Below are 18,799 nucleotides of genomic sequence, written 5' to 3'. Positions count from 1 at the left end.
CTGATCCACTGATCCGCTGACGCGCCCGCGCGTCCGAGGCACGGCACCGAAGGACGGGGCTCCGCGGCACGGGCCGCGGGGCCCCGTCCCGCTTCCCCCTCGGCCGCCCCGTCCCCTCCCCGCCGGAGCGGGGCCGGCCTCAGGTGGTGGCGCGGTCGGCGGCGAAGGGGCCGCCGGGGGCGAAGGCCAGGTCGGCGAAGCGCTCGCCGATGCGGCGGTGGGTGGCGGCGTCCGGGTGGAGCCCGTCGGGGAGCGGCAGCTCGGCGGAGTCGGCCTCGCCGTAGAGGTCGAGGCCGTCGAGGTGGTGCAGGTGCGGGTCCTCGGCCGCCCGCTGCTTCACGATCCGGGCCAGTTCCTCCCGGATGACGCGCAGGGTCAGCTTCCCGGCGGCGCGCTCGGCGGGATCGCCGGTGGCCCGGAACCGCAGCTTCCCCTCGCCGAGCGCGTCGAGGTCGAAGGCGAGGGGGCCCGGGGTGTCCTCGTGGAGCGGGCAGTGGACGGGGGAGACGACCAGCAGCGGCGTGGTGGGATGGCCCTCGCGGAGGGTGTCGAGGAAGCCGTGGACGGCCGGGGTGAAGGCGCGCAGCCGCATCACGTCGCCGTTGACCAGGTTGATGCCGATCTTGACGCTGAGCAGGTCGGCGGGGGTGTCGCGCATCGCGCGGGCGGTGAACGGGTCGAGCAGGGCGCTGCCGCCCAGGCCGAGGTTGACCAGCTCCACCCCGCCGCGGGCGGCGGCGAGCGCGGGCCAGGTGGTGGTGGGGCTCGCGGCGTCGGAGCCGTGGCTGATCGAGCTGCCGTGGTGCAGCCACACCCGGCGGCCCCGGTCCGGCGCGGGCTCGACGGGGGCGTCGGTGCGCAGGGCGAGAAGCTCGGTGGTCTCGTTGTGCGGCAGCCAGATCTCGATGTCCTTGGCACGGTCGGGCAGGTCGGTGAAGCGCAGGGTGCCGGCCGGGCCGGGCCGGAGCTCGGCGGCTCCGGTGGCCATGTCGACGGTCACGGTGTTGCCGCCGGAGACGGTGCCCTGGCCGGCCAGGCGGCCGTCGACGAGCAGGTCGTACACGCCGTCCGGGCGGGGCGGGGCACCGGTGTGGACCCGTTTGGTGGGCCGGGTGTCCAGCTCGACGGCGGTGGCCCGGGTGCGGAAGGCCAGCCGTACGCCCGAGGGCTGGGACTCGGCCATGGCGAGCTGTCCGTCGGCGCACTGGGCGCGGGCCCGGGCGGGCAGCCGGTGCGGCAGCAGGCCGTGCTCGGTGCGCTCCAGGTCGAGGGCGCCGCGCAGGAGTCCGGCGGTGACGGGCGTGGTGATCCAGTGGTGTTCGGGGTGCATGGTCTCAACCTGTCGATGACGTGTCGGTCGCTGGGTGCGGGCTGTCCGGTCCCGTCCGCGCGGGGTCGGCGGGGCGCCGGTGCGGGGTCAGGGCGCGGGCCAGTCCCGCAGCAGGACGTCGAGGGCGTCCAGGATCCGTGCCCAGGTCTCCTGGGTGTCGGGGGCGCTGTGGTCGAACCCGCCACCCAGTTCCAGGCTGACGTAGCCGTGGAAGACGCTGCCCAGCAGCCGGACCGCGTGCGTCCGGTCCGGCTCGGCCAGGTCGTAGCCGCGCAGGAGGGCCCGGGTCATCCGCGCGTGCCGGACGCCGGCGCTGCCGGCCGCCGTCTCGGGGTCGAGCCGGAGCTGGGCCGCGGCGTAGCGGCCGGGGTGCTCCCGGGCGTAGTCGCGGTAGACGTTCGCCAGGGCGGTCAGGGCGTCCTTGCCGGACCGTCCGGCCAGGGCGTCGGCGGCCCGGTCGGCGAGTTCCTCCAGGGCGAGCAGGGCGATCCTGGTCCGCAGGTCCTGGGAGCTCCTCAGGTGCGAGTACAGGCTCGCGACCTTGACGTCGAACCGTCTGGCGAGCGCCGAGACGGTCACCTGGTCGAAGCCCACCTCGTCGGCGAGCTCGGCTCCCGCCCGGGTCAGACGTTCCGCGGTCAGCCCCGCGCGCGCCATGGTCGTCCTCTCGTTTGCCTTACTCGATAATGCACCTCCCTAAAGGTATTAGGCAAATCGTCTGCCTGTTCACCGGATCGGTCATCGTTGTCGGTGGAACGCCGCGGCGTCCCGCCGCCGAAACGCCCGGGCCCGGCGCTCGCGCGCCGGGCCCGGGGCTCACCTGGGGGCTGGTCGGTGAGGGTGGGGGTCTGCCGGTTGTGCCACTGGGAGAGACTGGCGGACTTCTCGGAGTTGGGGTTGCCGGTGCAGGAGCCGAACGCATCCCCCAGCCAGGGCTGCTCGCCGTAGGCGCTGCTCAGCGGCTGCGCGCCGCTCTCGCGCGCGATGGAGCGGAAGGCACCCACCCCGCCGCTGCCGGACTCGATCGGCATGGTCAACGCGATGCGCTGGTCGAACGCGCCGGCCACGAAGGCGCCCCCGCCCGTAGCGCGCGCCGCGCTACGGGCGGGGGCCGACGGAGAACGCGTAGAACGTGGTGCTCGGATCGGCCCCGCGGACCCGGGCGTAGCCGTTGCCCCAGTACACCGTCCCGCCGGTGACCGCCGGACCGGACATGGAGGCGCCCTCGCCCTCGAAGTCCCACAGCAACTCGCCGGTGGCGGCGTCGAACGCGTACATGTGGTTGTTCAGGGACCCGGCGTACAGGACGCCGTTGGCCACGCTCACCGCCGCGATCGCGGTGCCCCCGTGCGGCTCGGGCACCTGCCAGATCACCTCGCCGGTGGCCGGGTCGAGCGCCCCGAAGGAGCTGTGGTCGATGGTCTGTCCGTCCGGCAGCTCGTGCTCGATGCCGTTCACGTTGCTCTCGGCGAAGTAGATGCGCTCACCGTCACTCGCGGTGCCCCACTGGATCCCGCCCAGCTCCGAGCCCGGGCCGACGGCCGAGCTCCACAGCACCTCGCCGGTGGTGGCGTCGAGCATCCAGTACTCGCCGCTCTTCTGCCCGGCGCCCACCGCCTTGCGGGCCTCGCCGTGCTCGCCGCCGGAGAGGGTGAACAGATGGGCGCCGTCGGCGAAGTCGTGGTCCGGGCCCGGGATCGGGCAGTTGTCCGGCGGGAAGCCGGGCAGGCAGTTGATGTTCCAGGAGTCGAAGCGGTCCTGGCCGGTGGACCACTTGATCTGACCGGTCCTCATGTCCAGGGCGATGAAGGAGTTGATCCGGTTCTCCGGCGGCAGGCACTCGGACGGTTCGCCGCCCGCCTCCTGGCACTCGGTCACGCTCCGCGGAACGGTGTAGTTGTTGCCCGAGGTGACGTAGACCGTCCCGCTCTCCGGGTCGACCGCCGGGCTCCCGCTCCAGATCGCCGCGCCGCTGAAGCCGTCGGCCGGGTCCTCCTGCTCGGGGATGGCGTACGTCTTCCACAGGACCTCGCCGGTCTCCGCGTCGGCGGCCACCACATTGCCCCGGAAGGTGCAGCACGGGTAGTCGGGGTCCGCCGCGGCGGGCTCCTCGTCCGAGGAGACGCTCTGGTACACGACGCCGTCGTACACCGTCGGCGACTGGGTGAGGATCGCGCGCGGGTGGTCGTCCACCGGGGTGTTCCAGCGCAGGTCGCCGGTGGCCGTGTCGACGGCGAGGAGCTGGGCGCCCTGCTGGGTGCCGATGAAGACGGTGTCGCCGACGACGGCGGGGCTGCTGCGCGAGACGGCGCCCTCGACGCCGGTGTACTCGGCGACGCTCCGGGACCAGATCACCTCCCCGGTCTCCGCGTCCACCTTCCAGAACCTCCCGCCCCAGTCGGGGTAGTAGACCGCGCCGTCCACCACGGCGGGCGTCGCGGAGACGTCGCCTTCGGTGGTCGCCGTCCACTTCACCGCGAGGTCGCCGGCGTTCGACGGCTTCAGGTGCCGCTCGAACGGGTTGGAGCGCGAGTTGGCGAGGTCGTGTCCGCCCATCGGCCACTGGTCCGGCCCGCCGGGATCGGGTCCGGTGGTGGCGGCCGCGCCGTCCGGCGCGGTGTCCGGGGGTGGCGCGGCGGCGGCGGGCGAGCCCGCCGTACCGACCAGGACCGCCAGGAACAGGGACAAGGCCGGGGATAACAGGCACCGTTTGCGTCGCATGGTCACCGTCCTGCCCCCTCCGACGGGGGCGCGAGATACCGACACTGACGACTTCCGACGGCGGGGAAGCTAGTGCGGAAGGAAGGAGTCCACAACGGCCGGTCCGCCGGTCAAGGCGCGCCGCGGCCATTCCCGGCGGGCCGCGCGCCGGGGCACTCCCGCCGCCGGGGTCGCGGGTCGCGGACCTGCGCGGGCCTCGCGGCGGTACGGAAGACGCCCGCCGCCCCCGCGCCCCGGCGGTACGGCCGACGCCCCGTCGTAACTCCGAGGTCGCCCACCCGCCACCGGGACGTCACCTTCGGCGGCCCGCGCCTGCTCCGCTCCGCCCCGAAACTGGCCGGGTGTCGCCGTGCCGGACCCGGCACGGCGACACCCGGCCAGGCGAGCGCCCTGTGGTCAGAGCCGCACGACCACCACGTGGTCGCCGCACAGCTTGCGCATGTCGTCCTCGTCGGAGGTGAAGACGGTGACCGGCCCGGGCTGCCGCAGGGCGACGGCGGCGAGGGCCGCGTCGATGGCGTACTTGTGACCGTGCAGGCCCGCACTCTTGAGCAGTTCAATGGCCTCTTTGGCGAGATCCTCGGGCACCGGCTCGATGTGGATGCGGGACAGCGCCCACTGCCAGGCGGGTTTGTACCGCGTCGGGTCGTATGCCTCGATCATGGTCATGGAGGTGGTCATGACCCGGACGCTTTGGCGTTCGGCCTTTTTGATCCGCAGACCCATGCGACGGTCGCCGCGCACCCACTGGGACAGGCCCTCGCTGTCGAGCAGGTAGGCATGCTCTCTGGCCATGGTCATGCGGCATCCTGATCCAGGCGGGGTGCCTGTCCGGCATCGGTCTGTCGTTCGCGGGCCAGCTCGGCGTGTTTGCGCTCGATCTCCCGATACTCGGCTTCGGCCTCGGCCATCTCGGCTTCCGTCACTTCGCCGTATTCGGATTCCCACCAGTCGACGGCTTCCTGGAGCCGTTCCCGTTCCTGCTGGCGCTCTATGGCGTGGGCGACGTACCGGCTGAAGCCGCCCGGGCCGACCTTGGCGCGGATGGCCTCGGCCAGCTCCTCGGGGAGGGTCACGGTGTACTTCTTGGTCGCCATGCCCGTGACGATACCGAGAGGGGGTGGCCTGCCCAAACCTAAAAGATGAAAGATCACCCTATTGGGTGTGCCCCGCTGTCGGTGCCCGTGCGGCGGCCGCGCACCGGTCCGCCCCTGGGCCCGGGAGCGGACCCGTTCACAGCTCCAGCAGCATCCCGTCCGCCGCCACCTCGGCGCCCGCCCGCTCCACGGCCCGCCGCTGCGGGGAGTCCGCGACCAGGGCCGGGTTGGTGTTGTTGAGGTGGGTGTAGAGCCACCGGGCGGACGGATACGACGCCCGGTGCGCCAGGCTGTCGGAGATCGGCAGATGCCCCATGTCCAGGGCCGTGGGGCCGGCGCCGGTCCGTTCCGTCATCTCGTCGTCGGTGAAGAACGAGCCGTCCAGCAGGACGCAGTCGGCCCCCTCGGCCGCCGCCGCGAGCGCGGGCGGCCACGCCGCCAGACACGGCGCGTAGACGAGCACCCCGCCGGTGCGGCGGTCGGTGAGGCGGTACGCCACCACCCAGTCGCCGGCGTCCGGCGCGCCGGCGGCGTACCGGGGCCGTTTGCGGCCGACCGGGACCGCCCGGACGGTCAGCCCGCCCGCCAGTTCCAGCTCCGTGTCCCCGGCCGGGCTCCACCGGAACCCGCCGTACGGGTCGATGACGCCGCGCACCGGCAGTGCCCCCAGCACGGTCGCCGTGCCGTGCACCGTGAAGTCCCGCGCCTCCCGCAGCGCGGCCAGCCCCAGGGTGTGGTCGAGTTCGGCGCTGGTGAGGAGGGCGCCGCGCAGGGGCGTCTGCCGCCGGGCCGGGCCGGGCGCCAGCTCGGGGGCGGCGAGAAGCTGGGCGCGGATGTCCGGCGAGGCGTTGACCAGCCACCACGCCGTGCCGTCGCCGCTGACGGCGAGGCAGTCCTGGGTGCGCCCGACGGCGGCGGCCCGTGCCGTGCCGCACACCTCGCAGGCGCAGTTCCACTGCGGCAGCCCGCCCCCGGCCGCCGTACCGAGCACCCGCACCCGCATGTCAGCCACCACCGCCCATGCGGCGCGGCACCGGGCGGCGGGTCCCGTCACCGGCGCGGGCCTCGGTGAGCGCCGCCGTCACCCGCCCGTGGTGCGGCGACAGTTCGCACACCGGGTCGGTGGCCGCCGCGTCGCCGGTGAGCTGGAACGCCTGGCAGCGGCAGCCGCCGAGGTCCTCGTCCTTCAGGGGGCAGCTCCGGCACGGCTCCCGCATCCAGCCCGTGCCCCGGAAGCGGTTGAACGCCTCCGACCGGTACCAGGCGTCCGCCAGCGAGCCGGTGCGCACACCGGGCGGCTCCAGGCCCGGGAGTTGTGCGGCGGCCAGGCACGGCAGGACGTCGCCGTTCGGCGCGACCACGAACATCCGGCTGCCCCAGCCCGCCATGCACGCCTTCGGCCGGGCCAGATGGTGGTCCGGGACGACGTAGACGATCTGCATCCGGTCGCCGTACCGCTCCTGGGCCTCGGCGGCGTCGCGCTCCGCGGTGGCGATCTGCTCCGGGGTGGGCAGCAGCACCGCGCGGTTGCGCAGCCCCCAGCCGTAGTACTGGGTGTGCGCGAGTTCCAGGCGGTCGGCGCCCAGTTCGGCGGCCAGCCGGGTGATGTCGAGCAGCCGGGCGACGTTCCCGCGGTGCAGCACCGCGTTGACGGTCAGCGGCAGGCCCGCGGCGGTGACCGCGGCGGCCACCTTGGTCTTGCGCGTGTGCGCGGGCAGGCCGGCGACGGCGTCGGCCGGGCCGGCCACCGCGTCCTGGAAGGAGAGCTGGACGTGGTCCAGCCCGGCGGCGGCCAGTTCGGCGAGCCGTCCGGCGTCCATCGGGATGCCGCTGGTGACCAGGTTCGTGTAGACGCCCAGCCGGTGCGCCTCGCCGACGAGGTCCGCCAGATCGCGGCGGAGCGCCGGCTCGCCGCCGGAGAAGTGCACCTGGAGCACTCCCAGGCGGCGGGCCTCGCCGAGCACCCGGAACCAGTCGCCGGTGCCGAGCTCGTCGCGGTAGGGGCGCATGTCGACCGGGTTGGAGCAGTACGGGCAGTGCAGCGGGCACCGGTACGTCAGCTCGGCCACCATGCCGATCGGGGCAGGATCCGGCGGCGGGTCCGGTGGCGGCCCGTCCGCCGGGGCGGTCGCCCCGGCGACCGGGGTGACCGGTACGGGTGCCGGCGGGTCGAAGTCCACCAGGTGCCGGCCGGCGACCTCCGCCACCACCGCCGCGACGTCCCCGGCGGCGACCCCGGCGTACTCGGCGGCCAGACCGGCGGCGATGGCGTCGACCGTCCGGGTGCCGTCGCACCGGGCGAGCACCGCGGCGGCCGACTCGTTGAGCAGCAGCACGCCCTCGGGGTAGAGCAGCGCCGGCCGGCCGCGTACGTCGTCGTACGCCAGGCGCACCCCGCGGCCCAGCGCCGGGCGGCCACCGGGCGGGACCGGCACCGGCGGCGTCACCGTACGCCCGCCGGCCGGCCCGCCGCGTACTCGACGGCGTCCAGCATGCCGCGCAGCACGTCGCACTTGAAGCCGAGCGCGGCGACGGCGCGGTCCTGCTGCTCGCGGGTGGCGCAGTGGTCCAGCACCAGGCCGAGGGTGTACTCGGCGTCCCCCTCCACCACCGGGATCCGGGTGGCGAAGTAGGCGTAGCCCTCGGGCTTGATCCAGGGGTAGTGGCGCTGCCAGGCGGTGATCCGGTCCGCCATGTGCCCGGGGGCGAACAGCTCCGTCAGACCGGCCGCGACGCCCTCGGTCCACGGCCGCGTCCGGCAGAAGTGCACATAGGAGTCGACGGCGAACCGCACCCCGGGCAGTACGTGCCGCTCCTCGCGGACCTCCTCCCGGGACAGGCCGACGGCCTCGGCGAGGACGAGCCAGTCCTCCAGCCCGCCCTCGCCGTCGTCGCGGCCGTCCTGGAACAGGATCCGTTCCGCCCACCGCCGCCGCACCGCGGGAAGCGGGCAGTTGGCGATGATCGCCCCGTTCTTCTGCGACAGGCACCGCTGGTAGTACCAGCGGTTGGCGACCCAGGAGCGGACCTCGTCCCGGGTGCACCGGCCCTCGTGCAGCCGGAGCTGGAACGGGTGGGTGTCCCAGTACCGCACGGACAGCCCGCGCAGGGCCGCCGTGAAGCCGGCCCGGGTCAGCGCTTCGGCCACGCGGGACGGGCCCCGGCGTAGGCGGTCACCTCGGCCCGCACCTCGCGGCACTCGACCACCGGGGGCTGCCAGGTGCGGCGGGCGGTGGCGGGCGGCGGTGCGGTGGTCGGCTTCTCGGTGCTCACGGGGATGTTCACGGGGGTCACCTTCCGATGCTCGGCGGAGTTCTCCGCACGCCGGTGGATCCGGAATACGGAAACCGTTGCGGGTTTGACGGAGTCAGCTGCGCGTCAAGCGTTCGGCACGTGCCGAATGGGAACGTATGTTTCCGCTGATTCCCCGTCAAGGTCGAGAATCGGCCGCCGGGAGCCGGGACTTTCCGGCCGGGCGAAGTGCCGTCAGGGCGACGGCGGCGCGGCAGGGCGCGGGAGGGTCACAGCCGGGTGGCCGTGCGGACCAGCTTGGCGAGGGCGAGGGAGCGGCTGTGCGCGGGCCAGGCGATGTGGGTGACGACGGGGGGCGCGTCGGCCAGGGGGACGGCGGCGTGCTCGGCCCACAGCCAGGCGCGGGCGGACTCGGGGAAGACCGCCACGGTGCGTCCGAGCGCGATGAGCTGGGCCAGTTGCGTCTGGTCGTGGATCTCGGGACCAGGCCCGGGCGGATACGTGCCGTTGCGCGCCCAGCGGGCGAGCGGAAGACCGGGGATGTCGGTGACGTCGGCCAGGGACAGGGTCCGGCGCGCGGCGAGGGGGTGTCCGGCGGGCAGGATGGCGATCTGCCCCTCGGTGCTCAGCTCCTCGCTGTCGAACCCGGCGAGGGAGTTGAACGGCTTGTGCATGAGCGCCACGTCGGCGCGGCCGTCGCGCAGCATCTCCCCCTGCTCACACGTGCCGCTCGGCAGCACCTCGACCTCGGCGGCACCCGGCTCGGCCGCGTAGGCGTCGAGCAGCTTGTGCAGCAGCTCGTGGGACGCGCCGGCCTTCACCGCCAGCACCAGACGGTCGCGGGGGCCGCCGGCACCGCCGGCACCGCCGGCGCGGCGGGTGCGGCGGACGGCGGCGGTGGCCGCGTCGAGGGCCGCACGGCCCTCGTCCAGCAGCACCTCCCCGGCGCCGGTCAGGGTGACGCCGCGGCGGCCGCGTTCCAGCAGGGTGACGCCGAGGCGCCGCTCCAACTGCTGGATCGCCCGGGACAGCGGTGGCTGGGCCATCCCGAGGCGCTCGGCGGCGCGGCCGAAGTGCAGCTCCTCGGCGACGGCCACGAAGTACCTCAGCTCGCGGGTCTCCACGGTGTCCATGGTCTCCATGAAGACAGGGTACGGCGGTGATACCCGCCGGGTATGACAGGACGCCGTATCGGTATTGGATGCGGCGGCGGTCCGCGGGCGAGCATCGACGGCACGGGCGAGACGCGGTCCGCGCCGGTGACGAACGGCGGACCAAGCGGCGAACAGCCCTCCGCGGTATCCGGTTCAGCAGGAAAGGCACAGCCATGAACACCCCCTCCGCATCGCTGCCCGGCGGCACCTGGGCCCTGGGCGATCTGACCGTCACCCGCTTCGGTTACGGCGCCATGCAGCTCGCCGGCCCCGGGGTCATGGGCCCGCCCGCCGACCGCGGCGGCGCGCTCGCCGTGCTGCGCGAGGCCGTCGCCCTCGGGATCACCCATATCGACACCGCCGGTGTGTACGGGCCGCGCATCACCAACCGGCTCATCAGGGAGGCGCTGCACCCCTACCCCGAATCGCTGCGCATCGTGACCAAGGTCGGCGCCGAGCGCGACCAGCAGGGCGGCTGGCCTCCGGCCCGCAAGCCCGAGGACCTGCGGCGCGCCGTCCACGAGAACCTGGCGGACCTCGGCCTCGACGTGCTGGACGTGGTCAACCTCCGGCTCGGCGACGCCCAGGGACCTCAACCCGGCTCGCTCGCCGAGCCCTTCGAGGCACTCGTCGAGCTCCAGCGGGAGGGCCTGATCCGGCACCTCGGCGTGAGCAACGCGACGGCGGAACAGGTCGCCGAGGCGCAGCGGATCGCGCCGATCGTGTGCGTGCAGAACATGTACAACCTCGCCCACCGCCAGGACGACGGGCTGATCGACGAACTCGCCGCCAAGGGCATCGCCTACGTGCCCTTCTTCCCGCTCGGCGGCTTCACCCCGCTGCAGTCCACGGCCCTGTCCGCGGTGGCCGACCGGCTGGGCGCGACGCCGATGTCGGTCGCCCTGGCCTGGCTGCTGCGGCGGTCGCCGAACATCCTGCTCATCCCCGGCACCTCGTCGGTGGCGCACCTGCGCGAGAACGCCGCCGGCGCGGGACTCCAGCTCTCCGAGGAGGACCTCGCCGAGCTGGACAAGATCGGCCGCTAGCGGGACGCGGCCCGGCCCCGGGCCGGGCCCCGCCCGCTCCCGCACCGGCGGACCGCCGTCAGCCGGGCACGGGCCCGTCACCGAGGCCACCGGGGCCACCGGGGCCGCCGGTGACGCCGCCGGTGACACGGAGCGCGCCGCCGGTGTCCATGCCCAGACGGGCGGCCAGGACGAGGGCGTCCTCGAAGGTCACGCCGTCCCCGGCCGGGTCCCCGGCCAGCCGGACGGCGGCCAGGGCGGGCGGGACCGCGCGGCGGTCGAGCAGCGCGTCCCACTGCCGCCGGGTGAGGGCCAGGTAGCGCAGGCCCGCCAGCTCCGCCAGGACGCCCGGCTCGGTGGTCCCGGCCCCGGAGAGGTCGAGACCGTGCAGGTGGGGAATGGTGCTCAGCGGGGCGAGATCGGCCGGGGCGGTGGTGCGCAGGGTGAGGGCGGCGAGGTGGGGGTGGCCCGCGAGCGGGGTGAGGTCGCCGCCGTCGAGGGTGACACGGAGGGATTCGACGGGCAGGCCGCGTACGGGCGCCAGGTCGGTGGTGGTGGAGCGGTTGAGGTTCAGCAGGCGCAGGCCGGGCGCGGCGGTGAGGGGGCCGAGGTCGACGGTGCCGGTGGCGTCGTTGACGTGGATGGCCTGGAGGGTGGGCGGGACCTCCGCCGGGATGCCGCCGACGATCTCCCGGGTGCCCGGGGCGCGGGCGGGCCCGCGCAGGGAGAGGAAGTCGTCCTCCTCCTTCTCGTAGGAGCCGCGCTCCAGCAGTTCCAGATGCTGGAGGAGCAGGGAGGAGACGGAGTCGGCGACGTACTCGGGACCCTCGCCGTAGTCGCGGCCGGTGGCGATGACCTGGCCGGGCCGCCCGTCACGGGCGGGGGCCGTGTCCACGGCGAGGTAGTTGCCGCCCCCGTCGGCGGCGAACCGTATCCAGCCGGGGTGGCCCCCGCAGCGGCGGACGGTGTCGGCGGGGACGGTGTCGAAGACCACCGCGTCCCACTCCAGGTCCCAGCCGAGCCAGGGGCGGTCCTGCCACTCGCGCCCGTCGGCGTACTCGGCGACCAGGTTCTCCAGGGACAGCCAGGCGTGGTTCCCGATGAGATGGCGGTGCCGGTACCCGATGCCGTCCCCGTCGGTGATCAGGTACAGCGCCCGCAGGTCGGCGGGCAGCGGGCGGCCGAGGCGGCGCTCGGCCTCGTCGAGCGCGGCGGTGGTGGCGGGCGGGGGCAGCTCCTCGGGGTGGCCGAGGACGGCGGCGCGCCGTTCGAGATACGCGCGGAACCTCGTCGCGGCCGACTCCGGGTCGCCGGCCGGGGCGGCGGTGCCCGCCTCCTGCCGCAGCCCGGGCTGCGGCAGGAGGTAACCGGGATCCAGCACGATCTCGTATCCGCCGCCCGGCCCGCTCACGTGGCCGACGGCGTCCGTGAACACGGTGAGCCGGTACTCGCCGGAGGGCCGGCAGTCCATCTCCCAGGAGACGGGCTCCCAGCCGCGCTCCTCGCGCACCGCCGCCGCGAGCTCCCTCAGCAGGGAGTGCATGTCGGACGGCAGCGCGGTGGCGCGGACCCCGGGGACCGTGTAACCGCCGCCCATGCTGCTTCCACCGCCGCCCGCGTGGCCCGAGAGCACGGCACGTGCCCAGCCCTCCGGCGCGTCGGCGACGATTCGTCCGGCCATGTGGCGGGCCACCTGCTCGACCATGTGCTGCTGCTCCCCGTGCTGTCGGCGACACCGGTCATCCTGGCAGGCACCGCTGACACCGGCTCCCGCGACGACGTGGGCACGGACCCGGGGACCGGGTCCGTGCCCACGTCCGCCCCTGCCGGGCGGCACCCCTACCGGGCACCCCTACCGGCACCCCTACCGGCACCCCTACCGGCGGCGCGGGGCGGAGAACGCGTAGAACGTCCGGCTCGGGTCGCCCAGGCCGATCCGGGCGTAGCCGTTGCCCCAGTACACCGTCCCGCCGGTGACCGCCGGGCCGGCCGCCGAGGCGCCCTCGCCCTCGAAGTCCCACAGCAGCTCACCGGTGGCGGCGTCGAACGCGTACATGTGGTTGTTCAGCGAGCTCGCGTACAGGACGCCGTTGGCCACGGTCACCGCCGCGGTCGCGGTGCCCTGGTGCGGTTCGGGCACCTGCCACAGGATCTCCCCGGTGGCCGGGTCGAGCGCGCCGAAAGAGCTGTGGTCGATGGTCCGGCCGTCGGGCAGTTCGTACGGCAGGCCGTTGATGTTGGTCTCGGTGAAGTAGACGCGCTCGCCGTCGGTGGCCGTACCCCACTGGATGCCGCCGAACTCGCCGCCCGGGCCGACGGCCGAGCTCCACAGCACCTCGCCGGTGGTGGCGTCGAGCATCCAGTACTCGCCGCTCTTCTGCCCGGCCCCCACCGCCTTGCGGCCCTCGCCGTGTTCGCCGCCGGAGAGCGTGAACAGGTGCGCGCCGTCACCGAAGTCGTGGTCCGGGCCGGGGATGATCGGACAGTTGTTGGGCGGGAACTGGGGAAGGCAGCCGGTGTTCCAGGAGTCGAAGCGGTCCTGGCCGGTCGCCCACTTCACCTCGCCCGTCCGCATGTCGAGGGCGATGAACGAGTTGATCATGTTCTCCGGCGGCAGGCACTCGGTCGCCGTACCGCCCGCCTCCTGGCAGTCGGTGACGCTCCGCGGAACGGTGTAGTTGTTGCCGGTGGTGATGTAGACCGTCCCGCTCTCCGGGTCGATCGCCGGGGTACCGCTCCAGGTCGCGGCGCCGGAGAAGGCGTCGGACGGGTCCTCTCCCTCGGCCCCCTCGGGAGTCGTGTAGGTCTTCCACAGCACCTCGCCGGTCGCCGCGTCGGCGGCCACCACGCTGCCCCGGAAGGTGCAGCACGGGTAGTCCGGGTCGCCCGCGGCGGTCTCCTCGTCCGAGGAGACGCCCTGGTACACCACGCCGCCGTACACCGCCGGGGACTGGGTCAGGATCGCGTACGGGTGGTCGTCCACCGGGGTGTTCCAGCGCAGCTCGCCGGTGGCCGTGTCGATCGCCAGCAGCCGGGCGCCCTGCTGGGTGCCGATATAGACGGTGTCGCCGACGACGGCGGGACTGCTGCGCGAGACGGCGCCCTCGATCCCGGTGTACTCGGCGACGCTCCGCGACCAGATCACCTTCCCGGTGCGGGCGTTGACCTTCCAGAACCTCCCGCCCCAGTCGGGGTAGTAGACCGCGCCGTCCACCACGGCCGGGGTCGCGGAGACGTCGCCCTCGGTGGCCGCCGTCCACTTCACCGCCAGCTCGTCCGCGTTGGACGGCCCCAGGCGCCGCTCGAACGGATTGGAGCGCGAGTTGGCGAGATCGTGCCCGCCCATCACCCACCGGTCCGGCCCGCCGGGCCGCCCGGGACCGGTGCCGGTACCGGCCGCGCCGTCCGGTGCGGCGACGGCGGGCGTGCCCGCCACCCCGACCAGGGCGGCCAGCAGGAACGACAAGGAAGCCAGGAAGTACCGCTTGTGTCGCATGGGCATGCCCCACCCCCGCCCGTCCGGGCGCTCGGGAACCGACTTGACGGCGAGAAAGCTAATGTCCACCCGGAGAAACCACAACGGGGTGATCCGGGCATCCGGCCCCGCCCCGTGGCCGGTTCCCGGGGGTGCGTCCACGGCGGAGCAGCGGAGTTCCCGGCCTGGTCCCTCCGGGACGCTGTCCTGGGGCAGCCCCGGGAACGGAGCGTTCCCGCCCCGGCCGGCTTCGGCCCCTGGACGACCGGCGAGCGGCCGTGCCGTGGGCCGGCCGCGGTCAGAGATGACTGACCAGCGCCGCCCCGAAGGACTCGACCGCGAGGTACGGGTTGAGATGGGGGTGACGGCTGCCGACGGCGACATCCCGCCAGTACCTCTGGAGTGGGTTCGAGGTGTCGAACCCACTCGCGCCGTGCAGATCGAGCATGAGCTCCACCGCGGCCCGGCAGTCCCGGCCGGCGTCCGCGAGGTCCACGTGCAGACGGGGCCTGTCGGCAGCGGACAGGCCGTTCGTCTCCGCCTCCCGGGCGACCGCGAACATGGTCCGCTCGGCGCGGCTCACCAGATGGGTCGCCTCCGCCAGCCACTGCCTGGCCGCGGGGGACTCACCCATCCGGGAGTAGTCGCTCATGAACGGCTTCCGGTCCGAGGCGAACATCTCGCCGATCGCGTCGAGCGCACCTCTGGCCGCCCCCACGACCGGGCCCAGCGTGGTGATCGAGTACAGCAGGAGATCCTTGAGAGGGAAGGGCTCCACTGCCGCGACACGCTCAGCCGGCACCAGCAGGTCCGCCGCCACCAGAGTGTGACTTCCGGTACCGCGCATACCGGCCATGTGCCAGGTCCGCTCGACGGTCAGGTCGGCCACCGGTATCACGGCGAGTGAGAAAGCACTCTCCACCAGCACGGCGAGCACGGCCCAGGCCGCGTCCTCGCAACCCGATACGTTCGGCCAGCGGCCACTGACGCGTACGCCGTCGGCCACCCTTTCGCCACGGCCCGCGGGAAGGCCCGATCCGCAGGAGAGCGCGTCCGGATCGGCGAAGAAGTCCCGCACCGGCGCGGCCGGGAACGACATCGCGACAAGGTTCTTCGAGGTCGCGCAGGTCCCGGCTATCCAGGCCGTGGACGGGCAGGCCCGGCCGAGGACGGTCAGACAGCGGGCCACGCCGCTCACGTCCGCCCAGGCGCCTCCGGATTCCCGCGGCGTCCGCAGCGCGAGGACTCCCTCACCGCGCAGCGCGGCCAGACTTTCCGGGGCCGGGCGGTCGGCCGCCTCCGCCTGCTGGGCATGGGCGCGGAGGATCTTGTTCGTCGCGTTGTCCGCCGAGTAATCGATCATGGCGTCGACCCAATCACCCGCCGCCGGTGGCCGGACATGTCCGAGCGGTACCGGCTCATACGAGGTTGGCCGCCCGCGCCGATACGATCGCCCACATGGACCTGGTGAGCGAAGTGATCCGCACGGTGCGCGTCGGGCGTCCGGGCGGCCGCGTCATCAGGCAGTCGAACTCCCGGGGCCTCCGGTTTCCCGCCTTCGCCGGCACCGGGTTCCACATCATCCTGCGGGGCACCTGCTGGCTGATCACCGCGGACGAGGAACCGGTGCCGCTGCGTCCGGGCGACGTCGTGCTCACCGCCACCGGTTCCGAGCACGGCCTCAACCGGGTCCCCTGCGCCCTCGGAGGCCTGCCGCCGGCCGTGATGGGGCCGATCCCGCCGGCGCCGGGACCGTTCGACTTCGAGTTCCTGTGCGGGGTCTACCGCCTCGAGCACGGCTCCGCCCCGCAGTACCTCAGCGCCCTGCCTCCTCTGATGACGGTGTCGCCGGACTACGACCGCCTGCCCCACCTGCGGACGTTGACCGACCTCCTCAGCACCGACGTGTCCGGCACGCAGCCGGGTACGGCGGCGACCCTGCCCGCGCTGCTGGACCTGATCCTCGTCCACGTGCTCCGCCAGTGGCACGAGCAGCAGGGTGCGGCCGCATGGCCGGAGACGGACGATCCGGCCGTCGCCGCCGCCCTCCGGATGATCCATGAGAACCCGCGGAGGCAGTGGTCGGTGGCCCGGCTGAGCGAGGCGGCAGGGCTGCCCCGGGCGGCGTTCACCAGGCGCTTCACCGCGGCGGTGGGCCGGCCGCCGATGGCCTACCTGATCGGCTGGCGGCTGGGCCGTGGCGCCCGGCTGCTCCGGGAGACCGACGCCACGCTGGCCACGATCGCCCGCGAGGTCGGGTACTCCACGGAGTTCGCCTTCTCGGCGGCGTTCAGGCGCGAGTACGGGGTGTCGCCGGGGCGTTTCCGCCGCGCCCCGGCGGACTCCTTCATCTCCGGCGGCGCTTCCCCCGGAACCGGGAACGCGCGCTGAGTGCCTGCCGGCCGGCTCGGCGTCCGTCCGCGACAGTCCGGCGCGGCGAGCCCGGTGACCCCGGCGGTCAGCCTCGAAGGTGCCGGAGGCCGACCGTCGGCAAGGGGCCCCGGCTGACCTCGGACGGCAGCACGAGGCCGAACTCCCGCTCCAGTGCCAGCAGCGCCATCTCGGGGGCAGACCACTCGTCGGATTCCTCGTTCTCCTCCCGGAAGAATCCGATGGCTGCGAGAGCACGGTTGAGCCGGGAGGGGTCGGTGCCCTTCGCAGGCTCGAACATCCAGTCGTCGTAGTGGGCCATGAGTTCGCCGTTGCTCGCGTGAGCGATCCGGGTCGTGCTGTCGAGGAGCTTCCAGATGGAGACGGCCTCGGTGCCCATTGACAGCCGGGTGAGCACAGGCGTCCGGAGCAGTACGCCGTGATCGTCGACGTCAAGCAGGAAGGTCCATTCTCCGCTGTGGCACACACGTGCCGCCGGGTTCTCGTGACCGTGGCCCAAGCGTTGGATCGCTTCTTGAGGCGTGTAGTGCGGATACGGGGCCCGGTCGGTGACGCCCAGCCGTGACAACACTTCGTCAGGCGAGAGATCCCGCACACAGGTGAGGCCGAAGTGGTCCAGGGGAACACAGTCGGCGAGAGCCGGAACCGTCAACACTCCTCCTACAGCGCCGTGAACGTCGCGTCACGAGTCCGCGCCTCACCCGGACAGTACCGGAGGCCGGCGTAGCCACGGGCACAGGTGAACGGCATGCGGCCCGTCGGGCGTCTCCCCGGTGCCACGCTCACGATCCCTCCGCGAGCCCGCCGTCGGCTTGAGCGCCGGCCTTTCCGGCCGTCAGGCAGGTGGCCAACTCCGCAGGGCCATGTCGGCCACCTGCTGGAGGTCGTCGCGGGGGGCGCCGCCGGCGGCCTGGACGGCGATGCCGTTCGCCACGGTCATGAGATAGCGGGCGAGCAGCCCGGGGTCGGTGTCGGGGGGCAGGTCGCCTTCGTCGACGGCCTGCCGGAACCGGTCGCGGAGGAGGGCGAGATGCCCGTCGCGCCAGGTGGTGAGGGTGTCGCGGGCACCGGCTCCCGACTCGCCGGCGGCGAGGGACCCCTGGACGCCGAGGCATCCGGCGGGGCAGCCGGGGCGGGTGGTGGCCCGGACGGAGCCGTTGAGGAACGCGGCGGCCACCTGCCGGGCGGTCGGCTCCCGCAGGGCCCGGGCCCCGTAGGAGGCGGGACCTTCGGTGTAGCGCTCCAGGGCCTTGCGGAACAGTTCCTCCTTGTTGCCGAAGGCCGCGTACATGCTGGTGCGGGTGATGCCCATGGCGTCGGTCAGGTCGGTGAGGCTGGCGCCTTCGTAGCCCTGTTCCCAGAAGACCCGCATGGCCTGTTCGAGGGCCTCGTCGGTGTCGAACCCCCTGGGCCGGCCGACCGGTGCCTTCCGCCGTGTCTCCATGCCGTCGATCCTACCTCTTCCGTACCGATCGGTGCGGATGTGCTACGGTCTTGTTCAGTACCGATCGGTGCTGAATTCTCTGGAGGTCATTGACATGGGGCAGCTCGAAGGCAAGACCGCCGTCGTCACCGGCGGCAGCACCGGGATCGGCCTGGCCACCGCCGTCCGGCTGGCGGCCGAGGGCGCGCACGTCTTCATCACCGGTCGGCGCAAGGCCGTGCTGGACGCGGCCGTCGAGACCATCGGCCCGGCGAGCGCCACCGCGGTGGCGGGCGACATCTCCGAACCGGCCGACCTGGACCGGCTGTACGACACGGTCCGCGCCCGGGGCCGGGGCCTGGACGTGCTGTTCGCCAACGCCGGCATCGCGTCGTTCGCGACACTGGAGCAGATCACCGAGGCGCACTTCGAGGAGACCTTCGGCGTCAACGTCCTGGGCACGGTGTTCACGGTGCAGAAGGCGCTGCCGCTGCTCAACGACGGCGCGTCGGTGATCCTGAACTCCTCGGTGCGCGCCGACGACGGTGTCGCGGCGTTCGGCACGTACGCGGCCTCCAAGGCGGCGGTCCGGTCCTTCGCCCGGACCTGGGCCAACGAACTCAAGGACCGCGGTATCCGGGTCAACGTGGTCTCCCCGGGCACCATCGACACTCCCGCACTCGACGCCGTGGCCGCGGGGGACGGGCCCGTCACCAAGGCACAGTTCGCCGCGGGTGTCCCCCTGGGCCGGATCGGTCGTCCGGAGGAGGTCGCCAGCGCGGTGGCTTTCCTCGCTTCCGAGCAGAGCAGCTTCATCCTCGGCGCCAACCTGTACGTCGACGGCGGTGAGAACCAGCTGTGACCGCGCGGGCGGCGCCCGCCGCGTGATCACCGGCGACGCCCGGCCCCGTCCCTCCTCCGGCTCGGGACG

The 18,799-nt window shown here is 73.6% G+C and carries 19 protein-coding genes; 3 read left to right on the top strand and 16 right to left on the bottom strand.

The window, feature by feature from the left end; genetic code table 11:
• Positions 1 to 139: 139 nt before the first annotated feature.
• The 11 genes from CUT44_RS21315 to CUT44_RS21270 all read right to left on the bottom strand — a co-directional run bounded on the left by CUT44_RS21315 (position 140) and on the right by CUT44_RS21270 (position 9,533).
• Positions 140 to 1,330, bottom strand: a complete 1,191-nt coding sequence (locus CUT44_RS21315; RefSeq protein WP_100203524.1) for a GDSL-type esterase/lipase family protein — start codon at positions 1,328 to 1,330, stop codon at positions 140 to 142.
• An 87-nt stretch (positions 1,331 to 1,417) separates the two neighbouring features.
• A complete protein-coding gene (locus CUT44_RS21310; RefSeq protein WP_100203523.1) occupies positions 1,418 to 1,987 on the bottom strand; it encodes a TetR/AcrR family transcriptional regulator in 570 nt (189 codons plus the stop codon).
• Complete coding sequence (locus CUT44_RS34155; RefSeq protein ID WP_408646771.1) at positions 1,969 to 2,475, bottom strand: glucuronyl esterase domain-containing protein; 507 nt, start codon at positions 2,473 to 2,475, stop codon at positions 1,969 to 1,971. Before CUT44_RS34155 ends, CUT44_RS21310 begins: the two co-directional genes overlap by 19 nt.
• Positions 2,429 to 4,018 (bottom strand): outer membrane protein assembly factor BamB family protein, encoded by a 1,590-nt coding sequence (locus CUT44_RS21300; RefSeq protein WP_233221545.1) that lies wholly within the window; start codon positions 4,016 to 4,018, stop codon positions 2,429 to 2,431. The genes CUT44_RS34155 and CUT44_RS21300 overlap by 47 nt, the downstream gene beginning before the upstream one ends.
• Before the next feature lie 429 nt (positions 4,019 to 4,447).
• On the bottom strand, positions 4,448 to 4,852 hold the full coding sequence (locus CUT44_RS21295; protein WP_233221544.1) for a PIN domain-containing protein: 405 nt from the start codon (positions 4,850 to 4,852) through the stop codon (positions 4,448 to 4,450).
• On the bottom strand, positions 4,849 to 5,148 hold the full coding sequence (locus CUT44_RS21290; protein WP_100203521.1) for a hypothetical protein: 300 nt from the start codon (positions 5,146 to 5,148) through the stop codon (positions 4,849 to 4,851). Before CUT44_RS21290 ends, CUT44_RS21295 begins: the two co-directional genes overlap by 4 nt.
• A gap of 136 nt (positions 5,149 to 5,284) precedes the next feature.
• Complete coding sequence (gene pqqB / locus CUT44_RS21285) at positions 5,285 to 6,151, bottom strand: pyrroloquinoline quinone biosynthesis protein PqqB (protein ID WP_100203603.1); 867 nt, start codon at positions 6,149 to 6,151, stop codon at positions 5,285 to 5,287.
• Between the two features lies 1 nt (position 6,152).
• Positions 6,153 to 7,583, bottom strand: a complete 1,431-nt coding sequence (gene pqqE, locus CUT44_RS21280) for a pyrroloquinoline quinone biosynthesis protein PqqE (RefSeq protein WP_100203520.1) — start codon at positions 7,581 to 7,583, stop codon at positions 6,153 to 6,155.
• Between the two features lie 8 nt (positions 7,584 to 7,591).
• Positions 7,592 to 8,296 carry a pyrroloquinoline-quinone synthase PqqC gene (gene pqqC / locus CUT44_RS21275; RefSeq protein WP_100203519.1) on the bottom strand — a complete coding sequence of 235 codons (705 nt, stop codon included), beginning with the start codon at positions 8,294 to 8,296 and terminating at the stop codon, positions 7,592 to 7,594.
• Positions 8,281 to 8,433, bottom strand: a complete 153-nt coding sequence (locus tag CUT44_RS33185) for a hypothetical protein (protein ID WP_158239643.1) — start codon at positions 8,431 to 8,433, stop codon at positions 8,281 to 8,283. The genes pqqC and CUT44_RS33185 overlap by 16 nt, the downstream gene beginning before the upstream one ends.
• Positions 8,434 to 8,669: 236 nt before the next feature.
• Entirely contained in the window at positions 8,670 to 9,533 is an 864-nt protein-coding gene (locus CUT44_RS21270) for a LysR family transcriptional regulator (RefSeq protein WP_100203602.1), read from the bottom strand.
• A gap of 194 nt (positions 9,534 to 9,727) precedes the next feature.
• On the opposite strand from CUT44_RS21270, the gene CUT44_RS21265 reads away from it, so the two are divergent.
• Positions 9,728 to 10,600, top strand: coding sequence for an aldo/keto reductase family oxidoreductase (locus CUT44_RS21265; RefSeq protein WP_100203518.1), 873 nt, complete (start codon positions 9,728 to 9,730; stop codon positions 10,598 to 10,600).
• Positions 10,601 to 10,658: 58 nt separating this feature from the next.
• Here the strand turns inward: CUT44_RS21265 and CUT44_RS21260 are convergent, their stop codons facing one another.
• The 3 genes from CUT44_RS21260 to CUT44_RS21250 all read right to left on the bottom strand — a co-directional run bounded on the left by CUT44_RS21260 (position 10,659) and on the right by CUT44_RS21250 (position 15,417).
• The gene (locus CUT44_RS21260) at positions 10,659 to 12,284 is read right to left on the bottom strand and encodes an SMI1/KNR4 family protein (RefSeq protein WP_100203517.1); all 1,626 of its coding nucleotides are present in this window, start codon (positions 12,282 to 12,284) and stop codon (positions 10,659 to 10,661) included.
• A gap of 171 nt (positions 12,285 to 12,455) precedes the next feature.
• A complete protein-coding gene (locus CUT44_RS21255; protein ID WP_100203516.1) occupies positions 12,456 to 14,081 on the bottom strand; it encodes an outer membrane protein assembly factor BamB family protein in 1,626 nt (541 codons plus the stop codon).
• 271 nt (positions 14,082 to 14,352) lie between these two features.
• Complete coding sequence (locus CUT44_RS21250) at positions 14,353 to 15,417, bottom strand: acyl-CoA dehydrogenase family protein (protein WP_100203515.1); 1,065 nt, start codon at positions 15,415 to 15,417, stop codon at positions 14,353 to 14,355.
• A 95-nt stretch (positions 15,418 to 15,512) separates the two neighbouring features.
• Between CUT44_RS21250 and CUT44_RS21245 the strand changes: the two genes are divergently transcribed.
• The gene (locus tag CUT44_RS21245; RefSeq protein ID WP_100203514.1) at positions 15,513 to 16,445 is read left to right on the top strand and encodes an AraC family transcriptional regulator; all 933 of its coding nucleotides are present in this window, start codon (positions 15,513 to 15,515) and stop codon (positions 16,443 to 16,445) included.
• Positions 16,446 to 16,512: 67 nt separating this feature from the next.
• Here the strand turns inward: CUT44_RS21245 and CUT44_RS34150 are convergent, their stop codons facing one another.
• Positions 16,513 to 17,100, bottom strand: coding sequence for a DUF6461 domain-containing protein (locus CUT44_RS34150; RefSeq protein ID WP_100203513.1), 588 nt, complete (start codon positions 17,098 to 17,100; stop codon positions 16,513 to 16,515).
• 180 nt (positions 17,101 to 17,280) lie between these two features.
• Entirely contained in the window at positions 17,281 to 17,889 is a 609-nt protein-coding gene (locus CUT44_RS21235) for a TetR/AcrR family transcriptional regulator (RefSeq protein ID WP_100203512.1), read from the bottom strand.
• A gap of 94 nt (positions 17,890 to 17,983) precedes the next feature.
• On the opposite strand from CUT44_RS21235, the gene CUT44_RS21230 reads away from it, so the two are divergent.
• Complete coding sequence (locus CUT44_RS21230; RefSeq protein ID WP_100203511.1) at positions 17,984 to 18,730, top strand: SDR family NAD(P)-dependent oxidoreductase; 747 nt, start codon at positions 17,984 to 17,986, stop codon at positions 18,728 to 18,730.
• Positions 18,731 to 18,799 lie beyond the last annotated feature (69 nt).

The organism is Streptomyces carminius (assembly GCF_002794255.1).
Classification (GTDB): Bacteria; Actinomycetota; Actinomycetes; order Streptomycetales; family Streptomycetaceae; genus Streptomyces; species Streptomyces carminius.
Note: the sequence above shows the minus strand (reverse complement) of the source record. Positions and strands in the feature narration are given on the sequence as shown.

What these genes read in the sequence shown, in the direction of transcription:
- CUT44_RS21315 (WP_100203524.1), bottom strand. Translation starts at nt 1,330, where the DNA reads ATGCACCCCGAACACCACTGGATCACCACGCCCGTCACCGCCGGACTC.
- CUT44_RS21310 (WP_100203523.1), bottom strand. Translation starts at nt 1,987, where the DNA reads ATGGCGCGCGCGGGGCTGACCGCGGAACGTCTGACCCGGGCGGGAGCC.
- CUT44_RS21295 (WP_233221544.1), bottom strand. Translation starts at nt 4,852, where the DNA reads ATGACCATGGCCAGAGAGCATGCCTACCTGCTCGACAGCGAGGGCCTG.
- CUT44_RS21290 (WP_100203521.1), bottom strand. Translation starts at nt 5,148, where the DNA reads ATGGCGACCAAGAAGTACACCGTGACCCTCCCCGAGGAGCTGGCCGAG.
- pqqB (WP_100203603.1), bottom strand. Translation starts at nt 6,151, where the DNA reads ATGCGGGTGCGGGTGCTCGGTACGGCGGCCGGGGGCGGGCTGCCGCAG.
- CUT44_RS21270 (WP_100203602.1), bottom strand. Translation starts at nt 9,533, where the DNA reads ATGGACACCGTGGAGACCCGCGAGCTGAGGTACTTCGTGGCCGTCGCC.
- CUT44_RS21265 (WP_100203518.1), top strand. Translation starts at nt 9,728, where the DNA reads ATGAACACCCCCTCCGCATCGCTGCCCGGCGGCACCTGGGCCCTGGGC.
- CUT44_RS21260 (WP_100203517.1), bottom strand. Translation starts at nt 12,284, where the DNA reads ATGGTCGAGCAGGTGGCCCGCCACATGGCCGGACGAATCGTCGCCGAC.
- CUT44_RS21255 (WP_100203516.1), bottom strand. Translation starts at nt 14,081, where the DNA reads ATGCCCATGCGACACAAGCGGTACTTCCTGGCTTCCTTGTCGTTCCTG.
- CUT44_RS21250 (WP_100203515.1), bottom strand. Translation starts at nt 15,417, where the DNA reads ATGATCGATTACTCGGCGGACAACGCGACGAACAAGATCCTCCGCGCC.
- CUT44_RS21245 (WP_100203514.1), top strand. Translation starts at nt 15,513, where the DNA reads ATGGACCTGGTGAGCGAAGTGATCCGCACGGTGCGCGTCGGGCGTCCG.
- CUT44_RS21235 (WP_100203512.1), bottom strand. Translation starts at nt 17,889, where the DNA reads ATGGAGACACGGCGGAAGGCACCGGTCGGCCGGCCCAGGGGGTTCGAC.
- CUT44_RS21230 (WP_100203511.1), top strand. Translation starts at nt 17,984, where the DNA reads ATGGGGCAGCTCGAAGGCAAGACCGCCGTCGTCACCGGCGGCAGCACC.